The following is a 14341-nucleotide window of genomic DNA, read 5'->3' as shown; positions in this document are numbered from 1 at the left end:
GAACGGTCATCGCGGCCACGCCAGCAGGTCGAGGTGGTAGACCACCGCGGAGAGCTCGCCCCGGCGCTGCTGCGACCGGCGCAGTCCGCGGTAGGCCGCGGCGTCGCTCCGGAGGGGCGGCTCCTGCTCCTCCGCCGCCGCCAGCCGGCCCTCGAACCACTCGCTGAGCAGCTGCGGGTCGCGGCCGGAGAGCCGCCAGGTCGTGATCGCCCGGCGGACGTTCCAGCCGGCCAGCCGGAACAGCCCCTCCACGATGCGGCCCGCGTACGGACCGAGCAGCCGGCGGCCGTCGACCTCCCGGCGCTGGTGCGCGTTGAACGCCTCCGCCACGCGGCGGTCGAGTGGATGCCGGGGCCGCAGCGCGACCTCCCCCGTCACGCTGAGCGCGAGCAGCGCGGGAGCCCGAGCCGCCACGCAGGCGTCGACGATGGCGTGCGCCTCCTCGGCGGTGAGAACGTCGAGCAGGGCGGACGCCGTGACCAGCGAGGCACCGTGGAGGTCGGCGGCGGTCAGCTCGTGCAGCGGCTCGACGCTCGGGCGCAGCGTCGCGGGCCTGCCCTCGCGGTCGCAGGGGATGCCGCGGGCGGCGGCCTGCGCGGTGAGGTCGGCGTTCCAGTCGTGCAGCACCCAGGTCTGCGGTCCGGGCAGCCACGGCGCCAGCCACCGCGCCATCGACCCGGTGCCGCTGCCGAGGTCGTGCACGGTGACGGGCCCTGCCGGCAGCAGCGCGGCCGCGGCGCCCGCGAGCGCGGCCGAGCGCGCGGCGGCGTCCTCCGCCTCCCGGAGGGCCAGCCAGTCGCTGCTGACCTCGATGACGCCGCTCACGATCGCGCCGCCGTTCCCACCGGTCCCGGATGCGCGGCCGGGGCCTCGGCCGCGACCTCCCGCAGGGCGCGCCCGACCGTCGCGGCCGTGTCCGCCCAGCCAGGACGGGAGGCCCGCGCGTCCCGCGCGGCCGTGGCCAGCTCGGCGCGCCACTCCGCGCTCGCCCACCAGCGCCGGAGCACACGCTCCAGCGCCCAGGCGTCGCCCGGCGGCACGGTGACCGCGCCGCGACCGCCGGCGATCGCCTCCGGGATGCCGCCGACCGCGGACGCGACGACCGGGATACCGCGCGCCAGCGCCTCCGCCACCGCCATGCCGTAGCTCTCGCTGCGCGACGGCCCGACCAGGAGGTCGGCCCCCGCGTAGGCGTCGCCGAGGCCGGATCCGGTGAGCACGCCCGCGAACCGGATGCGGTCGCCGAGCCCCTCCGCAGCGACCGCGGCATGCAGTTCCGCGACGAACCCCGGTTCCGTCGCGGTCGAACCGGCGATCGTGCACGTCCACCCCGGTACGTCCCGAGCGGCGGCGAGGGCCGCCACCAGCACGTCCTGCCCCTTGTGCGGGGCGACCACGCCGACGCACAGCAGCCTGCCGCCGGCCGCCGACGGCCGGGACGCCGGCGCCGCGTCCGTGCCGGGGTGCGCGACGACGATGCGCGCGGGCTCCGCGGCATCCTGCGCGATCAGCTCCGACCGCGTCCACGCACTGGTGGCGACGATCCGCCGCGCGGACCGGAACGCCTCGCGGACGCCCGGGCCGTCCTCCGGCGGAGGCATGTGCGCGAGCACGACGAAACGCAGTCGGCCGCTCTGGGCGGGGAGGGCCGCGGGCTCACGCTGGACGAGCAGCCCGTCGACGAGCACCAGGGCGCCGTCGGACACCCCGGCGAGCGCGGTCTCGAGCGCCGCGGGGGCATCCGTCACAGGAAGCAGCCGGACCTCCCAGCCGTCCGGCCGCAGGCTCTCCGCCAGGCGCCGGTCGTAGACGTTGCCGCCGCTCACGCGTGCGGGGTCGTCGATCCCGTCCGGGACCGCGAAGACGACGACGGGACGTCCGCTCACAGCGACCTCGTGTAGCTCGCCCACGCGATGTGCGACTCGTGCAGGGTGACCGCGATCGAGTCGACGGCCCCGCCACCGAGGTCGCCCGCCGCCACCCGATCGGCGAGCCGGTCGGCGATGGTCCGGCAGAGCACCTCCGTCGTCGTGTTCCGGCCTGCGAACTCCGGCAGCTCGTCCAGGTTGCGGTAGGTCAGGGCCCCGGTGATCTCGGCGAGCGCCGCGGCCGCCCGGCCGATGTCGACCACGACGCCGTCGGCGTCCAGCTCGTCCGCGCCGAAGGTCGCGTCGACGACGAACGTGGCGCCGTGCAGCCGCTGCGCGGGCCCGAACGCCTCCCCCGTGAAGCTGTGCGCGACCATCATGTGGTCGCGGACGGTCACCGTGTACGGCATCAGGCATCCCTCCAGTCGAGCGTGTGGCAGAGCGCATCCCGCTGCCCGGCGGCGAGCGCGCCCATCGTCTCCGGCAGCTCCCGCCACGACGAGGAGCCCGTGAGCAGCGCATCGAAGGCCGGGTCCCGCAGCAGGTCCAGAGCCAGCGCCAGCCGGTCGGACGTGCTCCGCCGGTCGCGCCTCCGCGGCGACACCGCACCCACCTGGCTCGACCGGATGCTCAGCCGCCGGGAGTGGAAGTCGCCGCCGAGCGGGAGCGTCACCGGCCGGTCGCCGTACCAGCTCGCCTCGACGATCTCGCCCTCGTCGACGGCGATCCGGAGGGCCAGTCGCAGGCCGTCCTCCGACCCGCTCGTGTTCACGACGACGTCCTGGTCGCGTGGCGCCTCGTCCGGGTCGGCGAAGCCCACCCCCAGGCGGCCGGCGACGGCGCGGCGGCCCGGCTCGATGTCCACCAGCGTCACGCGCGCGCCGGGCAGGCCGCGGGCCAGCCCGGCGACGCAGCACCCGATCATCCCCGCGCCGATCACCGTGACCCGATCGCCGAGAAGCGGTGCCGCGTCCCACAGGATGTTGACGGCGGTCTCGACGGCGCCCGCCAGCACGGCGCGCCGGGCCGGCACGTCGTCCGGCACCGGGATGACGGCGTCTGCCGGGACGACGAACGCCGACTGGTGCGGGTACAGGGTGAAGACGACCCGGCCGAGCAGCGCCTCCAGCCCCTCCTGCACGCGGCCGACGTTGAGGTAGCCGTACTTCACCGGGCCGGGGAAGTCGCCCTCCTGGAACGGCGCCCGCATCCGCTCGTACTCGCTGGGCGGAACCCGGCCGCCGAACACCGTCGTCTCCGTGCCGCGGCTGATGCCCGTGTGCAGCGTCCGGACCAGGACCTCTCCCGCGGCGGGTGCGCGCAGCGCCTCGGTGCGGAGCGCGCCGGCGCCCGGCCGCTCCGTCCAGAACGCTGTGACCTCCCGCACGTCGTCTCCCTCCGCGTGAACCTGCGGCGCCCCCTTCTCGTATTACACAGCGAAGGGGTCGTACCCGGGAACACGAGGCAGGCGTGGAAAGAGTTCACTTCGAGGCGATCGGCTGGTCGGCGGGCGGAGCCGCGCTCGCCCTCGCCGGGCAGACGCTCGCGGGGGCGAGCAGGGCCGTCGTCCCGTCGGTCGTGGGATGGGCGGCACTCGTGGCCTACCTCCTCGTCTCCTTCGCGCTGCTGCTCCGCGGCCTGGTGCGTTCCGGCGCCACGCGGTTCGGCGCCGCGAACGCGGTCACCGCCGTGCGCTCCTCGCTGGTCGGGCTGATCACAGGGCTCGTCGCGGGCTCGTTCGCGGGGCCGCTCTCCCCCGGCTTCCTGGTCGCCGTCGTCGTGCCCGCGCTCGCTCTCGACGCGGTCGACGGCTGGGTCGCCCGCCGCACCCGCTCGGTCAGTGCCCTCGGCGCCCGCTTCGACATGGAGGTGGACGCTTTCCTGCTGCTGGTGCTCAGCATCCACGTCTCCGGGCTCTTCGGCCCGTGGGTGCTCGCGATCGGACTGCTGCGGTACGCGTTCGTCGCCGCCGGGTGGATGCTGCCCTGGCTCGACCGCACCCTCCCCGCCCGCTACTGGCGCAAGGTCGTGACCGCTGTGGCCGGCATCGCGCTCGCCCTGGCATCCTCCGGTGCGGCTCCCAGCCCCGCGGCGCTGCTCGTCGCGCTGGCGCTCGCACTGCTGCTGGAGTCGTTCGGCCGCGACGTGCTGTGGCTGTTCCGCCGCAGGCACGACGCCGCGGTGGTGCGGCAGGCCGTGGTCGCTCAGCGGTCGCACTGACCCGCGGGCGTTTCCCGCCCGTTCACCCGGCCGTCGCCGGCTGGACGGCCGGTTTCGTTAGCTTCCGTCTCTATGAGACTTCTCAGAACCCGAGCCGTGGCGGCCCTCGCCGCCACTGCGACCGCCGGGACCCTGGCGTTCGCCCTCCCGACGGCCGCCCAGGCCGCGGCAGCACCCGACGTCCGCATCACCGAGTGGATGTACAGCCCCGGCACCACCGGCGGCGAGTTCATCGAGTTCACCAACCTCGGAAGGACCCCGATCAGCCTGACGGGCTGGTCGTTCGACGACGACAGCAGGACGCCCGGCACGGTCGCCCTCGACTCGCTCGGGACGCTGGCGCCCGGCGAGTCCGCGATCGTCACCGAGTCGACGGCTGCCGCGTTCCGCACCGAGTGGTCGCTCGGCGCCGGGGTGAAGGTTCTCGGCGGCAACACGGCCACGCTCGGGCGCGCCGACGAGATCAACCTGTTCGACGGTCCCGACGCGGTCGCGAACCTGGTCGACAGGCTCACCTACAACGACCAGGGCACGGGAACCGTGAAGGGCCCGCGCACGCAGGGCCGCTCCGGCGTGCCGGCGACCGACGCAGCGCTCGGCTTGAACGACGCGTCGCAGTGGCAGCTCTCCACCGTGGGCGACGCGGAGGCCTCGTGGACTTCGGCGAGCGGCGACATCGGATCGCCGGGCACGAGCCGGTTCGCGCCGGCCGCTCCCGACTGGACGAACGTCCACATCAACGAGGTGTCCTCGGACAACACCGCCACCCCGGTGACCGACGCGATCGAGCTGTTCAACAGCGGCTCGACCGACGTCGACATCAGCGGCTGGCTGCAGGTCGACAGCAGCACTGCGACGCCCGCGCCGTTCGCCGCGAAGCTGGCCGACGGCACCGCGACCTCAGTCGTCCCGGCGCACGGCTACGTCTACTTCGGCTCCACCAAGGGCCTCGGCAGCGGCGGCGACGGCGTGCGGCTCTACCTCCCGGACGGCGCTGGCGGCACGGCGGGCACGCTGGTGGACTCGGTGGACTACACCGCGGGCGAGGCCGGGGCGGACGAGACGAACGGCTTCGGCGCCGGCGCCTACGCCCGCTGCCCGGACGGCACTGGCGCGTTCGCCTCGGTCGCCGCCAAGAGCTTCGGCGCCTCCAACGCGACCGCCTGCCAGAACGTGCTCACCAACCCGGGCGGCGGCGGGAACGGCGGCGGCCCGACGCTCACCTGCCAGCCCGAGGCGCCGTCCGGCACCGGCACGCTCCCCGCGTCCGCGCTCACGCCGATCGCGTGGCCGGGCAGCGGCTCGGTCGCGGTCGCGGACCAGCAATGCGCGTGGGAGACCACCACGGGCCCCGAGGGCCGCGACGTCAGCGGCCTGGTCTTCGACCCCGCCGACCCGAACGTGCTCTACAGCGTCAAGAACAAGAGCTGGGTGTTCCGGATGGTGAAGCAGGGCGGCCTGTGGGTCGCCGACACGGCGAACGGCTGGGGCGCGGGCAAGCAGATCTTCTTCCCGGGCAGCACGGACACGGCGACGAACCAGCCCGACTCCGAGGGTCTGACCGTCGGCCCGGACGGCGCGCTCTACGTCACCACCGAGCGCAACAACGCGGCCAACACCATCCCGCTCAACTCCATCCTGCGCATCGACCCGTCCTCGTCGGCGACGCAGCTGGTCGCGACCGACCAGTGGGACCTCACCACCGAGTTCCCGGAGCTGCACGCGGGCAACAAGACGGAGGCGAACCTCGGCTTCGAGGGAGTCACCTTCGTGCCCGACAGCTACCTGACCGCGAACGGCTTCGTCGACCAGTCCACCGGCAGAACGTACCGCCCGGCGGACTATCCGCAGCACGGCAGCGGCCTGTTCTTCGCGGCCCTGGAGAACGACGGCAAGCTGTACGCCTACGCGTTGAACAGCGACCACTCGTTCCACCGCGTGGCCGTGGTGGACACCGGCATGGGTCACGTCATGGACGTGCAGTTCGACGCGGCGACGCAGCGCATCTGGGCCCTATGCGACAACACCTGCGGCGTCACCTCGGCGGTGCTGAAGGTGGACGGGACGGGCGCGATCGTCTCGCAGGTGGTCTACGCCAAGCCCGCCGGCCTCCCTGTGGACAACCTCGAGGGCTTCGCACTCGCACCCGCCTCCACCTGCAGCGACGGCACGCGCGAGGCGCTGTGGTCGGACGACGGCGTCTACGGAGCCGGCCCCGGAAGCGCCACCGAGGGCCACGCCCTCTACAGCGGCCGGATCGCCTGCGACCTGGCCCTCGGCGGTCAGGGCGTCTCGACGCCGCCGACCCCGGCGGCCGCGCTCGCGCTGTCGCTCGGCTCCGGAATCGCCGGCGACCGCATCACGGTCCGCGGCGACCACTTCGCCACGGGCACGCGGGTGTCGTTCGAGTTCCACTCCACCCCGGTCGCACTCGGCACGGCGACGGCGGCTCCGGACGGGACGCTGACCTTCACTTTCGCCGTCCCGGCGGTCGCGCCCGGCCAGCACACGGTCACGGCGTCCGTCGGCGGCACGGTCGTGGCCAGCGCCGCCTTCACGGTCGCGGCATCCGGTGCCTCGGCGGGCGACCCCGCCGCGGCGCTCGCGTCGACGGGAGCGGACGTGAGCACGGCCCCGCTGCTGCTGGCCCTCGCGCTGCTGGTCGGCGGAGCCGGGCTGGTGGCCGTGCGGCGGCGGAAGGCGGCCGGGCAGCGCGACTGACGACCGGTTGCGACGGGGGGCGGGCGTCCCGACCCCCGTCGCAACCGGGTTACGGTTTAACCGATGACCGGCTTCCACATCAGGCCCGCCGCCGACTCCGAGTTCGCGGCGATCGGCGCGCTCACGCACGCGGCCTACACACACGACTACGACGACCTCCCGGCGAACTACCAGGACGAGTTGCGGCATCCCGAGGCTCTGACCGACTCGTTCGCGTTCTTCGTCGCGGAGGACGACGCGAGCGGCGAGCTCGTCGGGACGATCGCGATCTTGCGTCCCGGCCACGACATGCACGGGGAGATCGGGCCGGACGAGCTGTACTTCCGGCTGCTGGCCACCCACCCGGACGCTCGCGGGCGCGGGGTCGGGATCGCGTTGACCGAGTTCGCCGTCGAGCTGGCCGCGGAGCGCGGCGCGCGGGCGGTCGTCCTGAACAGCGGCCCGGACATGGTGGGAGCCCACGCGCTGTACCGCAAGCTGGGCTTCAGCCGCCGGTCGGAGCGGGAGGGCGTGGTCGAGCTGCCGGATGGTCGCAGCTTCACGCTGCTGACCTTCGTGCGCGACCTCGCGGCCTGAGCGCCGACGAAAAGGGAGGCGGCGGAGCGCGACGCGCCGCCGCCTGACAGCGAACGGAGGAGTTCCAGGCCCGACAGGACCGGGAACTCCTCCGTTCTCGCAGCGCCGACGGCGCGGGTCAGGCCTCGCGCGTCTTCGGGGACCGCGTCGCCGTGTGCGAGGGGTCGCGCTCGACGGCGCCGCCGAGCACCTCGTCGATCCGGCTGAGGAGCTCGGCGGGGATCGTGACGCCGGACGCCTTCACGTTCTCGACGACCTGCTCCGGCCGGGACGCGCCGATGATCGCGGTGGCGACGTTGTCGTTCTGCAGCACCCAGGCCACCGCGAGCTGCGCGGGGGTGAGGCCGAGCTCCTGCGCGATCGGGGTGAGCTCCTGGACGCGCGTGAGCACGTCGTCGGTCAGCCAGCGCTTGACCGCGCCGGCCCCGCCCTTCTCGTCGGTGGCACGGCTGCCCTCGGGCAGCGGCGCCCCCGGCTTGTACTTGCCGCTCAGCACGCCCTGCGCGACGGGCGACCAGACGACCTGCGAGATGCCGAGCTCCTTCGAGGTCGGCACGACCTCGGCCTCGATCACGCGCCACAGCGCCGAGTACTCCGGCTGGTTCGAGATCAGCTGGAAGCCCAGTTGCTTGGCGAGCGCGTGCCCGGCGCGCAGCTGGTCGGCCGTCCACTCGCTGACGCCGATGTAGAGGGCCTTGCCCTGGCGCACGACGTCCGCGAACGCCTGCATGGTCTCCTCGAGCGGCGTCTCCACGTCGAACCGGTGCGCCTGGTAGAGGTCGACGTAGTCGGTCTGCAGCCGCTGCAGCGAGCCGTCGATCGACTCCAGGATGTGCTTGCGCGACAGCCCGACGTCGTTGTGCCCCTTCGGCCCGGTCGGCCCGAAGACCTTGGTGAAGATTTCGAGCGACTGCCGGCGCTCGCCCTTCAGCGCCTCGCCGAGCACCGACTCCGCCACCGTGTTGGCGTAGACGTCGGCGGTGTCGAAGGTGGTGATCCCGTTCTCGAGCGCGGCGCGCACACACGCGGTCGCGGTGTCGTTCTCCACCTGGGAGCCGTGGGTCAACCAGTTCCCGTAGGTGATCTCGGAGATCTTGAAGCCGGAGTTCCCCAGGTATCTGAACTGCACTGTCGTTCCCTTTCGTGACGAGGTCTGCTGGCGATGGTAGACGCCCTTCGGCTCATCACTCCAACAGCAAATGCCTCTCGCACTCAGCGCCCCCGCCGATCAATCCCGCAGTCGCGCCGCGGGCGCCACCGGGCTAGGGTCGCGGCATGTGCAGGAACATCCGCTGCCTCCACAACTTCGACCCGCCGACGAGCGACGACGAGGTCCGGGAGGCCGCCCTCCAGTTCGTCCGCAAGGTGAGTGGATCGACGCGCCCGTCCCGCGCGAACGCGGCCGCCTTCGAGCAGGCCATCGACGAGATCGCGGAGGCCACCCGCCGGATGCTCGACCAGCTCGTGACCAGCGCCCCGCCCAAGAACCGGGAGCTGGAGGCGGTCAAGGGCCGCGAACGCCACGAGAAGCGCATGGAGCGAGAGGTCAGGATCCGAACCGCGTCAGTGTGACCGCGACGCCCGACTGAGCGATCAGCGGCGAAACGCCGACTCAGCGCGTCGGGTCCGTGCGCCACGTGACTGAGAAGTCGTCGCCCAGTTCCGTCTGGAGATCCTCCGCCAATCGATCACCCTCTTCCCGCCACCGACGATGAAGAGCCCGGTCACGCCACGGCTCCCCTGGTTCCGTCTCTCGGTACCACGTGTCGTACCAGCGGCGGAGTCGCTTTGTGAGGCCGGGCGAGAGACCGTAATCCTGTGGACTCATGTCGGGTCCGGCGTCCGATTCCCACAGGGGCCATGGGTGCCCCCAGTCCGGAAAGAGGCGAACCTCACGCTTTTCGCCATCCATTGACAATCCGCCCCATCGCTTCAAGAGTTGCAGAACGACTTCCCGTCCTTGAGTGGCAGGGCCGTGATGACCCGGTCGCTGTTCGTCGCAGCGATCACTCGCACGTTGTAAGCGTCGATCAAGGTCCAACTCTGATTGTAGAAACCCATCTTGACGACGTAGCAGCGCTTGCTGCCGCTCACGTTCTCCGTGTGGTCCGGCACGCGGCGGGTGAGGGTGCGTGCTCTCATGCTTGGTCCGTTCCAATCCAGGTCGTGCACCACAAGGCTAGAGACACGGCAATCGGAAAGCAATCGTACGTTATTTCAATAAAAGCATTACAAGCATTGTCCGCGGCACTCGAGCCCCGATCCGACGGCCTACGCCGCCCAGGCGGGATGCGCTGCAAGCCGCGGCGCGAGCACCGTGCGACACCAGGTGGCGACGTCGGTGGCCCCGAGCTCGGCCACGGCCCAGTCCGCGTCGTAGATTCCGTCGGCTTGGGCGACGAACATCTCCGTGGTGTCCCTCACCGCCTGCTCGCTCGCACCGGCCGCCCGCATGGCTCCGGCCAGATCCTCGATCGACACAGGCCGGAATGCGATCGGACGGCCCAGCGCACGGGACATGACCTCCGCCATCTCCGTCGGGGTGAGGCGGTCCGGCCCGAACAGCGGCAGGTCGCGCCGGCCCTCCCAGGCGCGATCCGTCAGGAGGTGGGCCGCCGTGACGGCGATGTCGTCGGTGGCGACGGTGGCGAAGGGTCGGTCGGCGGCCACCGCGAGGCTGAACGCGCCGTCGCGGACGATCGAGTCCACCTGGCCGAGCAGGTTCTCCAGGTAGAACGGCATCGAGAGCGCGGCATAGGCGGCGCCGGAGGCGGCGAGCTCGTCATCCATCGCGAACGCGGCCGACAGCACGCCCGCGGAAGGCGCCCAGCCGTGGCCGGCGCTCGTCACGCCGACCACGTGGCCGACGCCGTGTCGTCGCACGGCCGTGGCGGCGACCCGCGCCATGCCGAGGTAGTGCTCGCGGGCGCTCCCGGCCGAGCGGTCCGGCGGCACCAGCCAGAAGAGCGCGTCGGCGCCGGGCAACGCGGCATCCAGGACGACCGGGTCGCCGTGACTGCCGACGACGACCTCGACACGCTCGCGGACGTCGTCGGCGAGCCGCGCGGGATCGCGGACGACGACGCGGATGTCCTGGTTCGCTGCGAGCAGCCTCCGGACGAGCGCGCTGCCGATCTGGCCAGTGGGGGTGGTGACGACGATCATGGTTCCTCGCTTCGTAATCGGAATCGGAATTCCGCTTCACCATACGCTCGCCGCGCCCGGGTCGTCAACTACACTGGGGCGCCATGACGTCGGTTCCGAGCAGGCCCCTCCGCGCGGACGCCCGCCGCAACCGCGAGGCGATCCTCGCGTCCGCCGCTGAGCTGTTCGGGCAGCGCGGCGACGACGCCCAGATCGAGGAGATCGCCGTGCACGCGGGGCTCGGCGTCGGGACGGTCTACCGCCACTTCACCGACAAGCAGGCACTGGTCGCGGCGATCGTGGGCCGACGCTTCGAGGCGGCGACCGAGCTGGCGCTCGCGGCCGAGCAACTGGCCGACCCGGGCGAGGCCTTCGACCGGCTGCTCTTCGGCTATCTGGAGTCGGTGGCCGGCGACTCCGCCTTCCGGCGCGCCCTGCTCGGCCCGGACGAACCGCGCTGGGAGGCGATCGCGGAGCAGAAGTCGGCCTTCCGCGAGGTGGTCGGCCGGATCGTCGCCCGCGCCGTCGACGCCTCCCTCCTCCGCCCCGACTTCGACGCGGAGGACTTCGTGCTCGTCACCCGCGGCGCCATGGCCAACATGCCGGACGACGTGGCCTGGCGACGACACGTCGCCCTGCAGCTGGAAGGCATCCGCATCGCCGGGCCCGAGCGCTAAGGTCATACGTATGGTTGAAACGTCGGCCGCGGCACGGCTCATCCCGCAGCGGCTCCCCGCCGCGCGACTCGGTGTCGCCGTCGTCGCAGAGCTGGTCGACCTGATCGTCACGGGCCAGCTCAAGGAGGGCGACCTGCTCCCGCCCGAGGGCCCGCTGAGCGAGCACTTCGGCGTCAGCCGCACCGTGCTGCGCGAATCGGTGAAGCGTCTCGAGGAGAAGGGGCTCGTCATCGTCTCGCAGGGCCGTGGGACGCAGGTGCAGGCTCCCGGCTACTGGAACATGCTCGACCCGGTGGTGCTCTCCGCCCTCATCGACAACGACGAGAGCCTCGGCGTGCTCGACGAGCTCACGGTCGTGCGCGCGAGCCTGGAAGCCGCGATGGCCGGCGCCGTCGCCCGCTCGCACACCTCCGAAGAGCTGCGCCGCCTCGAGAACGCGCTCACCGCGATGCGGGAGAGCGAGTCGGAGACGGACTCGTTCCGCCAGGCGGACGTCGTCTTCCACTACGCGATGATGGAGATCTCGGGCAACCGGCTGGCGGAGAACATCGCGAAGCACCTCTACAAGCGCGCCGTCGAGTCCAGCCGCTATCAGGGCATCAACCCGCCGGATGCGGTCGCGCTGACCCTGGACGAGCACGCGGCGGTCGTCGAGGCCATCGCCGCGGGAGACCCTGCGGCCGCCGAGCGCGCGATGCACGACCACATCCACGTCTCGTGGGAGCGGCGTCGCCTGCCCGACCACGCCCCGCGCACGCGCAAGGGCGGAAGTCAGCCGAGCGAGTAGACCCGGGCGGCGTTGCCGCCGAGCAACGCATCCCGTTCGCCCGCCGCGAGGCCGGACACCAGCTCGTCGAACGCCGACCGCCAGGCCGGCGATCCTCCGCCGAGCTCGGCCAGCGGCCAGTCCGAGCCGTACAGCAGCCGGTCCGGACCGAACGCGTCCAGCGCGACGTCGACCACCTCCCCGAGGTCGTCCGCGTCCCACTCCCCCGGCACCAGGCCGGAGGTGAGGCCCGAGACCTTCGCGACGACGTTCCCCTGTGCGGCGAGGGCCCGGAGGCCCTTCTCCCAGCCGGCCGGATCCGCGTCGCCGGCGAGCGGGCCGCCGAGGTGGTCCAGCACGAACCGCACGTCGCCGTGCCGCTCAGCCAGCGCCGCCGCCTGCGGCAGCTGCCAGTCGCGGACCACCAGGTCGAACACCAGCCCCTCGCCCCCGAGCGCCGCCAGGCCCCCTGCCACGTCCGGACGCAGCAGCCACTCCGGGTCGGGGTCGATGTGCGCAAGGTGACGCACGCCGACGACCGGCACGCGTCCGGTCCGCACCCGGTCGAGCTGCGCGGGCACGTCCCCGGTCAGGTCGACCCAGGCGACCAGGCCCGCGACCACCGAGGGGTCGGCGTGCGACAGCCGTTCGCTCTCCTCCAGGCTGTTGCTCGCCTGCACGAGCACAGCGCGTTCCATCCCGGTGGAGGCGAGCATGGCTCGCAGGTCGTCGCTCCCGAAATCACGGTCGATGGCGGCCATCGTGACCGGGTCGATCCAGTCCTGCGGATCGGTCCGCCGGTTCCAGAGGTGCACGTGGGCGTCGATGCGCTCGGTCATGGCTGGCGGTACACCTCGTCGAGCGGCTGCCAGAGGGAGCCGGGGTCGCGCTCCTCCGCGATCCGGACCTGGCACGGATCGGTGTGGGTCCACCACTCCTGCGATACGGGATCCTCGGCGATGCGGCGCAGGTCGGCCTCGTGGTCGTCACCGATGTACTCGTAATGCGCGAACAGGATGTCCCCGAAGATGTAGATGGTGTAGTTGCGGAGGTTGCACTCCGTCATCTTCGCCTCGACGCCGGGCCACACTTTCCGGTGCAGCTCCAGGTACTCCTCCCGCTTCTCCGGGCGGACGCCGACGACGAACGCGTAGCGCTGCGGCTCCCCGCTCACGAGACGGGCCTCAGCGGCACGGTCGGGTCGTCGTTCACGTCGGGCTCGGCCACCAGGCGCAGCGCCGCGCGCTCCGGACGGATGTGGGGCCCGGTCGCCGACGGTGCGGCAGCCGCGCCTTCCGCCTCCGCAAGCAGCGACTCGTCGACGACGATCCCGATGCCGGGCCGGTCGCCGAGGACGATGCCGCCGTCCTCGAAGCTCTGGTCGACATCCAGTCCCGTGGGGAAGGAGAGGTCCTGCACCTCGTGGGTGAGCAGGTTCGGCACAGCCGCCGCCGCATGGGCGATCGGGTTGGTGTTGTAGGCGACCGGGCTGACCGGGAGGTCGTGCCCGTGCGCCAGCGTCGCGACGCGGAGGAAGTGCGTGATGCCCCACACGTTGCCGACCTGCACGATGTCGAGGGCGTTCGCGTCGAGCAGCGGCCGGTACTGCTCCAGCCCGGTGAGGTTCTCCCCGCTCGCGATCGCCGCGCGGATCTTGCCGCGCAGAGATGCCATGCCCGCGGCGTCCCAGCGCCGCAGCGGCTCCTCGATCCAGGTCAGGTCGAGCCGCTCCTCGATCGCCGCGACATAGCGGGCGGCCTGCGCGTGGTTCCAGGTCTCGTTGACGTCGAACATGAGCGCAGGATGCTTCGCGTTGCGGCTGAGCACGTCGCGCATCAGCTCCAGGCGCGGGAGGTCGCGATCGATGTCGCGGCCGCCCTTCAGCTTCCCCGCCTTGAAGCCGCGGTCGGCGAACCGGCCGTACAGGTCGGCGAGCTCGTCGTCCGTCAGTCCGTACTCGAGCCCCGACGCATACCCGGGCACGAAACGGTCGCGCGCGCCGAGGGTCCGCCACAGCGGTTCGTCCGCGGCCTTCGACTTCAGGTCCCAGAGGGCCATGTCGACGGCGCCGATGGTCCCGAACGTCGAGCCCGAATGGCCCGCCTTGAACACCCAGTCGAGCATCCGGTCGTACAGGGCCACCACCGAGCGCGGGTCCTCGCCGTCGATCGCCGGGAACACCCGGGCGATGTCGCCGTGCGCGCCGACGCCGACGCCCGTCAGCCCGCTGTCGGTCTCCAGGATCAGCACCGGCACCGGCGTCGTGTTGCCGGTCTGCACGCCGTTCACGTCGCCGGTCACCCGGCCCCAGTCGTGGACGGTGTGCAGGCTGCGGTAGCCGGTGATCTTCATGGGTGGATCTCCTTCGG

16 protein-coding genes are annotated in these 14341 nt (G+C 72.4%); 6 read left to right on the top strand and 10 right to left on the bottom strand.

What is annotated here, in order from left to right:
- Nucleotides 1-6: 6 nt before the first annotated feature.
- The 4 genes from P5G59_RS18500 to P5G59_RS18485 are packed head-to-tail and all read right to left on the bottom strand — an operon-like array spanning nucleotide 7 to nucleotide 3255.
- On the bottom strand, nucleotides 7-825 hold the full coding sequence (locus tag P5G59_RS18500; protein WP_301220493.1) for an SAM-dependent methyltransferase: 819 nt from the start codon (nucleotides 823-825) through the stop codon (nucleotides 7-9).
- Entirely contained in the window at nucleotides 822-1886 is a 1065-nt protein-coding gene (locus tag P5G59_RS18495; RefSeq protein ID WP_301220492.1) for a glycosyltransferase family 4 protein, read from the bottom strand. The genes P5G59_RS18500 and P5G59_RS18495 overlap by 4 nt, the downstream gene beginning before the upstream one ends.
- Entirely contained in the window at nucleotides 1883-2278 is a 396-nt protein-coding gene (locus P5G59_RS18490; RefSeq protein ID WP_301220491.1) for a 6-pyruvoyl trahydropterin synthase family protein, read from the bottom strand. The genes P5G59_RS18495 and P5G59_RS18490 overlap by 4 nt, the downstream gene beginning before the upstream one ends.
- Complete coding sequence (locus P5G59_RS18485) at nucleotides 2278-3255, bottom strand: zinc-dependent alcohol dehydrogenase (protein ID WP_301220490.1); 978 nt, start codon at nucleotides 3253-3255, stop codon at nucleotides 2278-2280. The genes P5G59_RS18490 and P5G59_RS18485 overlap by 1 nt, the downstream gene beginning before the upstream one ends.
- Before the next feature lie 83 nt (nucleotides 3256-3338).
- Between P5G59_RS18485 and P5G59_RS18480 the strand changes: the two genes are divergently transcribed.
- From P5G59_RS18480 to P5G59_RS18470, 3 genes are all read left to right on the top strand, one after another.
- Nucleotides 3339-4088: a CDP-alcohol phosphatidyltransferase family protein gene (locus P5G59_RS18480; protein ID WP_301220489.1), complete on the top strand. Its 750-nt coding sequence runs from the start codon at nucleotides 3339-3341 to the stop codon at nucleotides 4086-4088.
- 72 nt (nucleotides 4089-4160) lie between these two features.
- Nucleotides 4161-6809, top strand: a complete 2649-nt coding sequence (locus P5G59_RS18475) for a lamin tail domain-containing protein (protein ID WP_301220488.1) — start codon at nucleotides 4161-4163, stop codon at nucleotides 6807-6809.
- Between the two features lie 63 nt (nucleotides 6810-6872).
- The gene (locus P5G59_RS18470; RefSeq protein ID WP_301220486.1) at nucleotides 6873-7385 is read left to right on the top strand and encodes a GNAT family N-acetyltransferase; all 513 of its coding nucleotides are present in this window, start codon (nucleotides 6873-6875) and stop codon (nucleotides 7383-7385) included.
- Nucleotides 7386-7503: 118 nt separating this feature from the next.
- Here P5G59_RS18470 and P5G59_RS18465 read toward each other — a convergent pair whose 3' ends face one another.
- A complete protein-coding gene (locus P5G59_RS18465) occupies nucleotides 7504-8514 on the bottom strand; it encodes an aldo/keto reductase family protein (protein ID WP_301220485.1) in 1011 nt (336 codons plus the stop codon).
- Between the two features lie 146 nt (nucleotides 8515-8660).
- On the opposite strand from P5G59_RS18465, the gene P5G59_RS18460 reads away from it, so the two are divergent.
- Nucleotides 8661-8957, top strand: a complete 297-nt coding sequence (locus tag P5G59_RS18460; protein WP_301220484.1) for a DUF2277 domain-containing protein — start codon at nucleotides 8661-8663, stop codon at nucleotides 8955-8957.
- 360 nt (nucleotides 8958-9317) lie between these two features.
- Here P5G59_RS18460 and P5G59_RS18455 read toward each other — a convergent pair whose 3' ends face one another.
- Together P5G59_RS18455 and P5G59_RS18450 are read right to left on the bottom strand one after the other, a co-directional pair.
- Nucleotides 9318-9527 (bottom strand): hypothetical protein, encoded by a 210-nt coding sequence (locus tag P5G59_RS18455; RefSeq protein ID WP_301220483.1) that lies wholly within the window; start codon nucleotides 9525-9527, stop codon nucleotides 9318-9320.
- A gap of 129 nt (nucleotides 9528-9656) precedes the next feature.
- Entirely contained in the window at nucleotides 9657-10550 is an 894-nt protein-coding gene (locus P5G59_RS18450; RefSeq protein ID WP_301220481.1) for an NAD(P)H-binding protein, read from the bottom strand.
- An 83-nt stretch (nucleotides 10551-10633) separates the two neighbouring features.
- On the opposite strand from P5G59_RS18450, the gene P5G59_RS18445 reads away from it, so the two are divergent.
- Both P5G59_RS18445 and P5G59_RS18440 read left to right on the top strand, forming a co-directional pair.
- Nucleotides 10634-11206, top strand: coding sequence for a TetR/AcrR family transcriptional regulator (locus P5G59_RS18445; RefSeq protein ID WP_301220480.1), 573 nt, complete (start codon nucleotides 10634-10636; stop codon nucleotides 11204-11206).
- A 10-nt stretch (nucleotides 11207-11216) separates the two neighbouring features.
- Nucleotides 11217-11993 carry a FadR/GntR family transcriptional regulator gene (locus P5G59_RS18440; protein ID WP_301220479.1) on the top strand — a complete coding sequence of 259 codons (777 nt, stop codon included), beginning with the start codon at nucleotides 11217-11219 and terminating at the stop codon, nucleotides 11991-11993.
- On the opposite strand, the gene P5G59_RS18435 is transcribed toward P5G59_RS18440, so the two are convergent.
- Genes P5G59_RS18435 through P5G59_RS18425 form a run of 3 tightly spaced genes read right to left on the bottom strand, consistent with a single transcriptional unit; the run spans nucleotide 11978 to nucleotide 14324 of the window.
- Complete coding sequence (locus P5G59_RS18435; protein WP_301220478.1) at nucleotides 11978-12811, bottom strand: amidohydrolase family protein; 834 nt, start codon at nucleotides 12809-12811, stop codon at nucleotides 11978-11980. The two genes, P5G59_RS18440 and P5G59_RS18435, sit on opposite strands and share 16 nt — an antisense overlap.
- Nucleotides 12808-13146, bottom strand: a complete 339-nt coding sequence (locus P5G59_RS18430; RefSeq protein WP_301220477.1) for an L-rhamnose mutarotase — start codon at nucleotides 13144-13146, stop codon at nucleotides 12808-12810. Before P5G59_RS18430 ends, P5G59_RS18435 begins: the two co-directional genes overlap by 4 nt.
- Nucleotides 13143-14324 (bottom strand): mandelate racemase/muconate lactonizing enzyme family protein, encoded by a 1182-nt coding sequence (locus tag P5G59_RS18425; RefSeq protein ID WP_301220476.1) that lies wholly within the window; start codon nucleotides 14322-14324, stop codon nucleotides 13143-13145. Before P5G59_RS18425 ends, P5G59_RS18430 begins: the two co-directional genes overlap by 4 nt.
- Nucleotides 14325-14341 lie beyond the last annotated feature (17 nt).

The sequence above is a fragment of the Leifsonia virtsii genome (assembly GCF_030433675.1).
Classification (GTDB): Bacteria; Actinomycetota; Actinomycetes; order Actinomycetales; family Microbacteriaceae; genus Leifsonia; species Leifsonia virtsii.
Note: the sequence above shows the minus strand (reverse complement) of the source record. Positions and strands in the feature narration are given on the sequence as shown.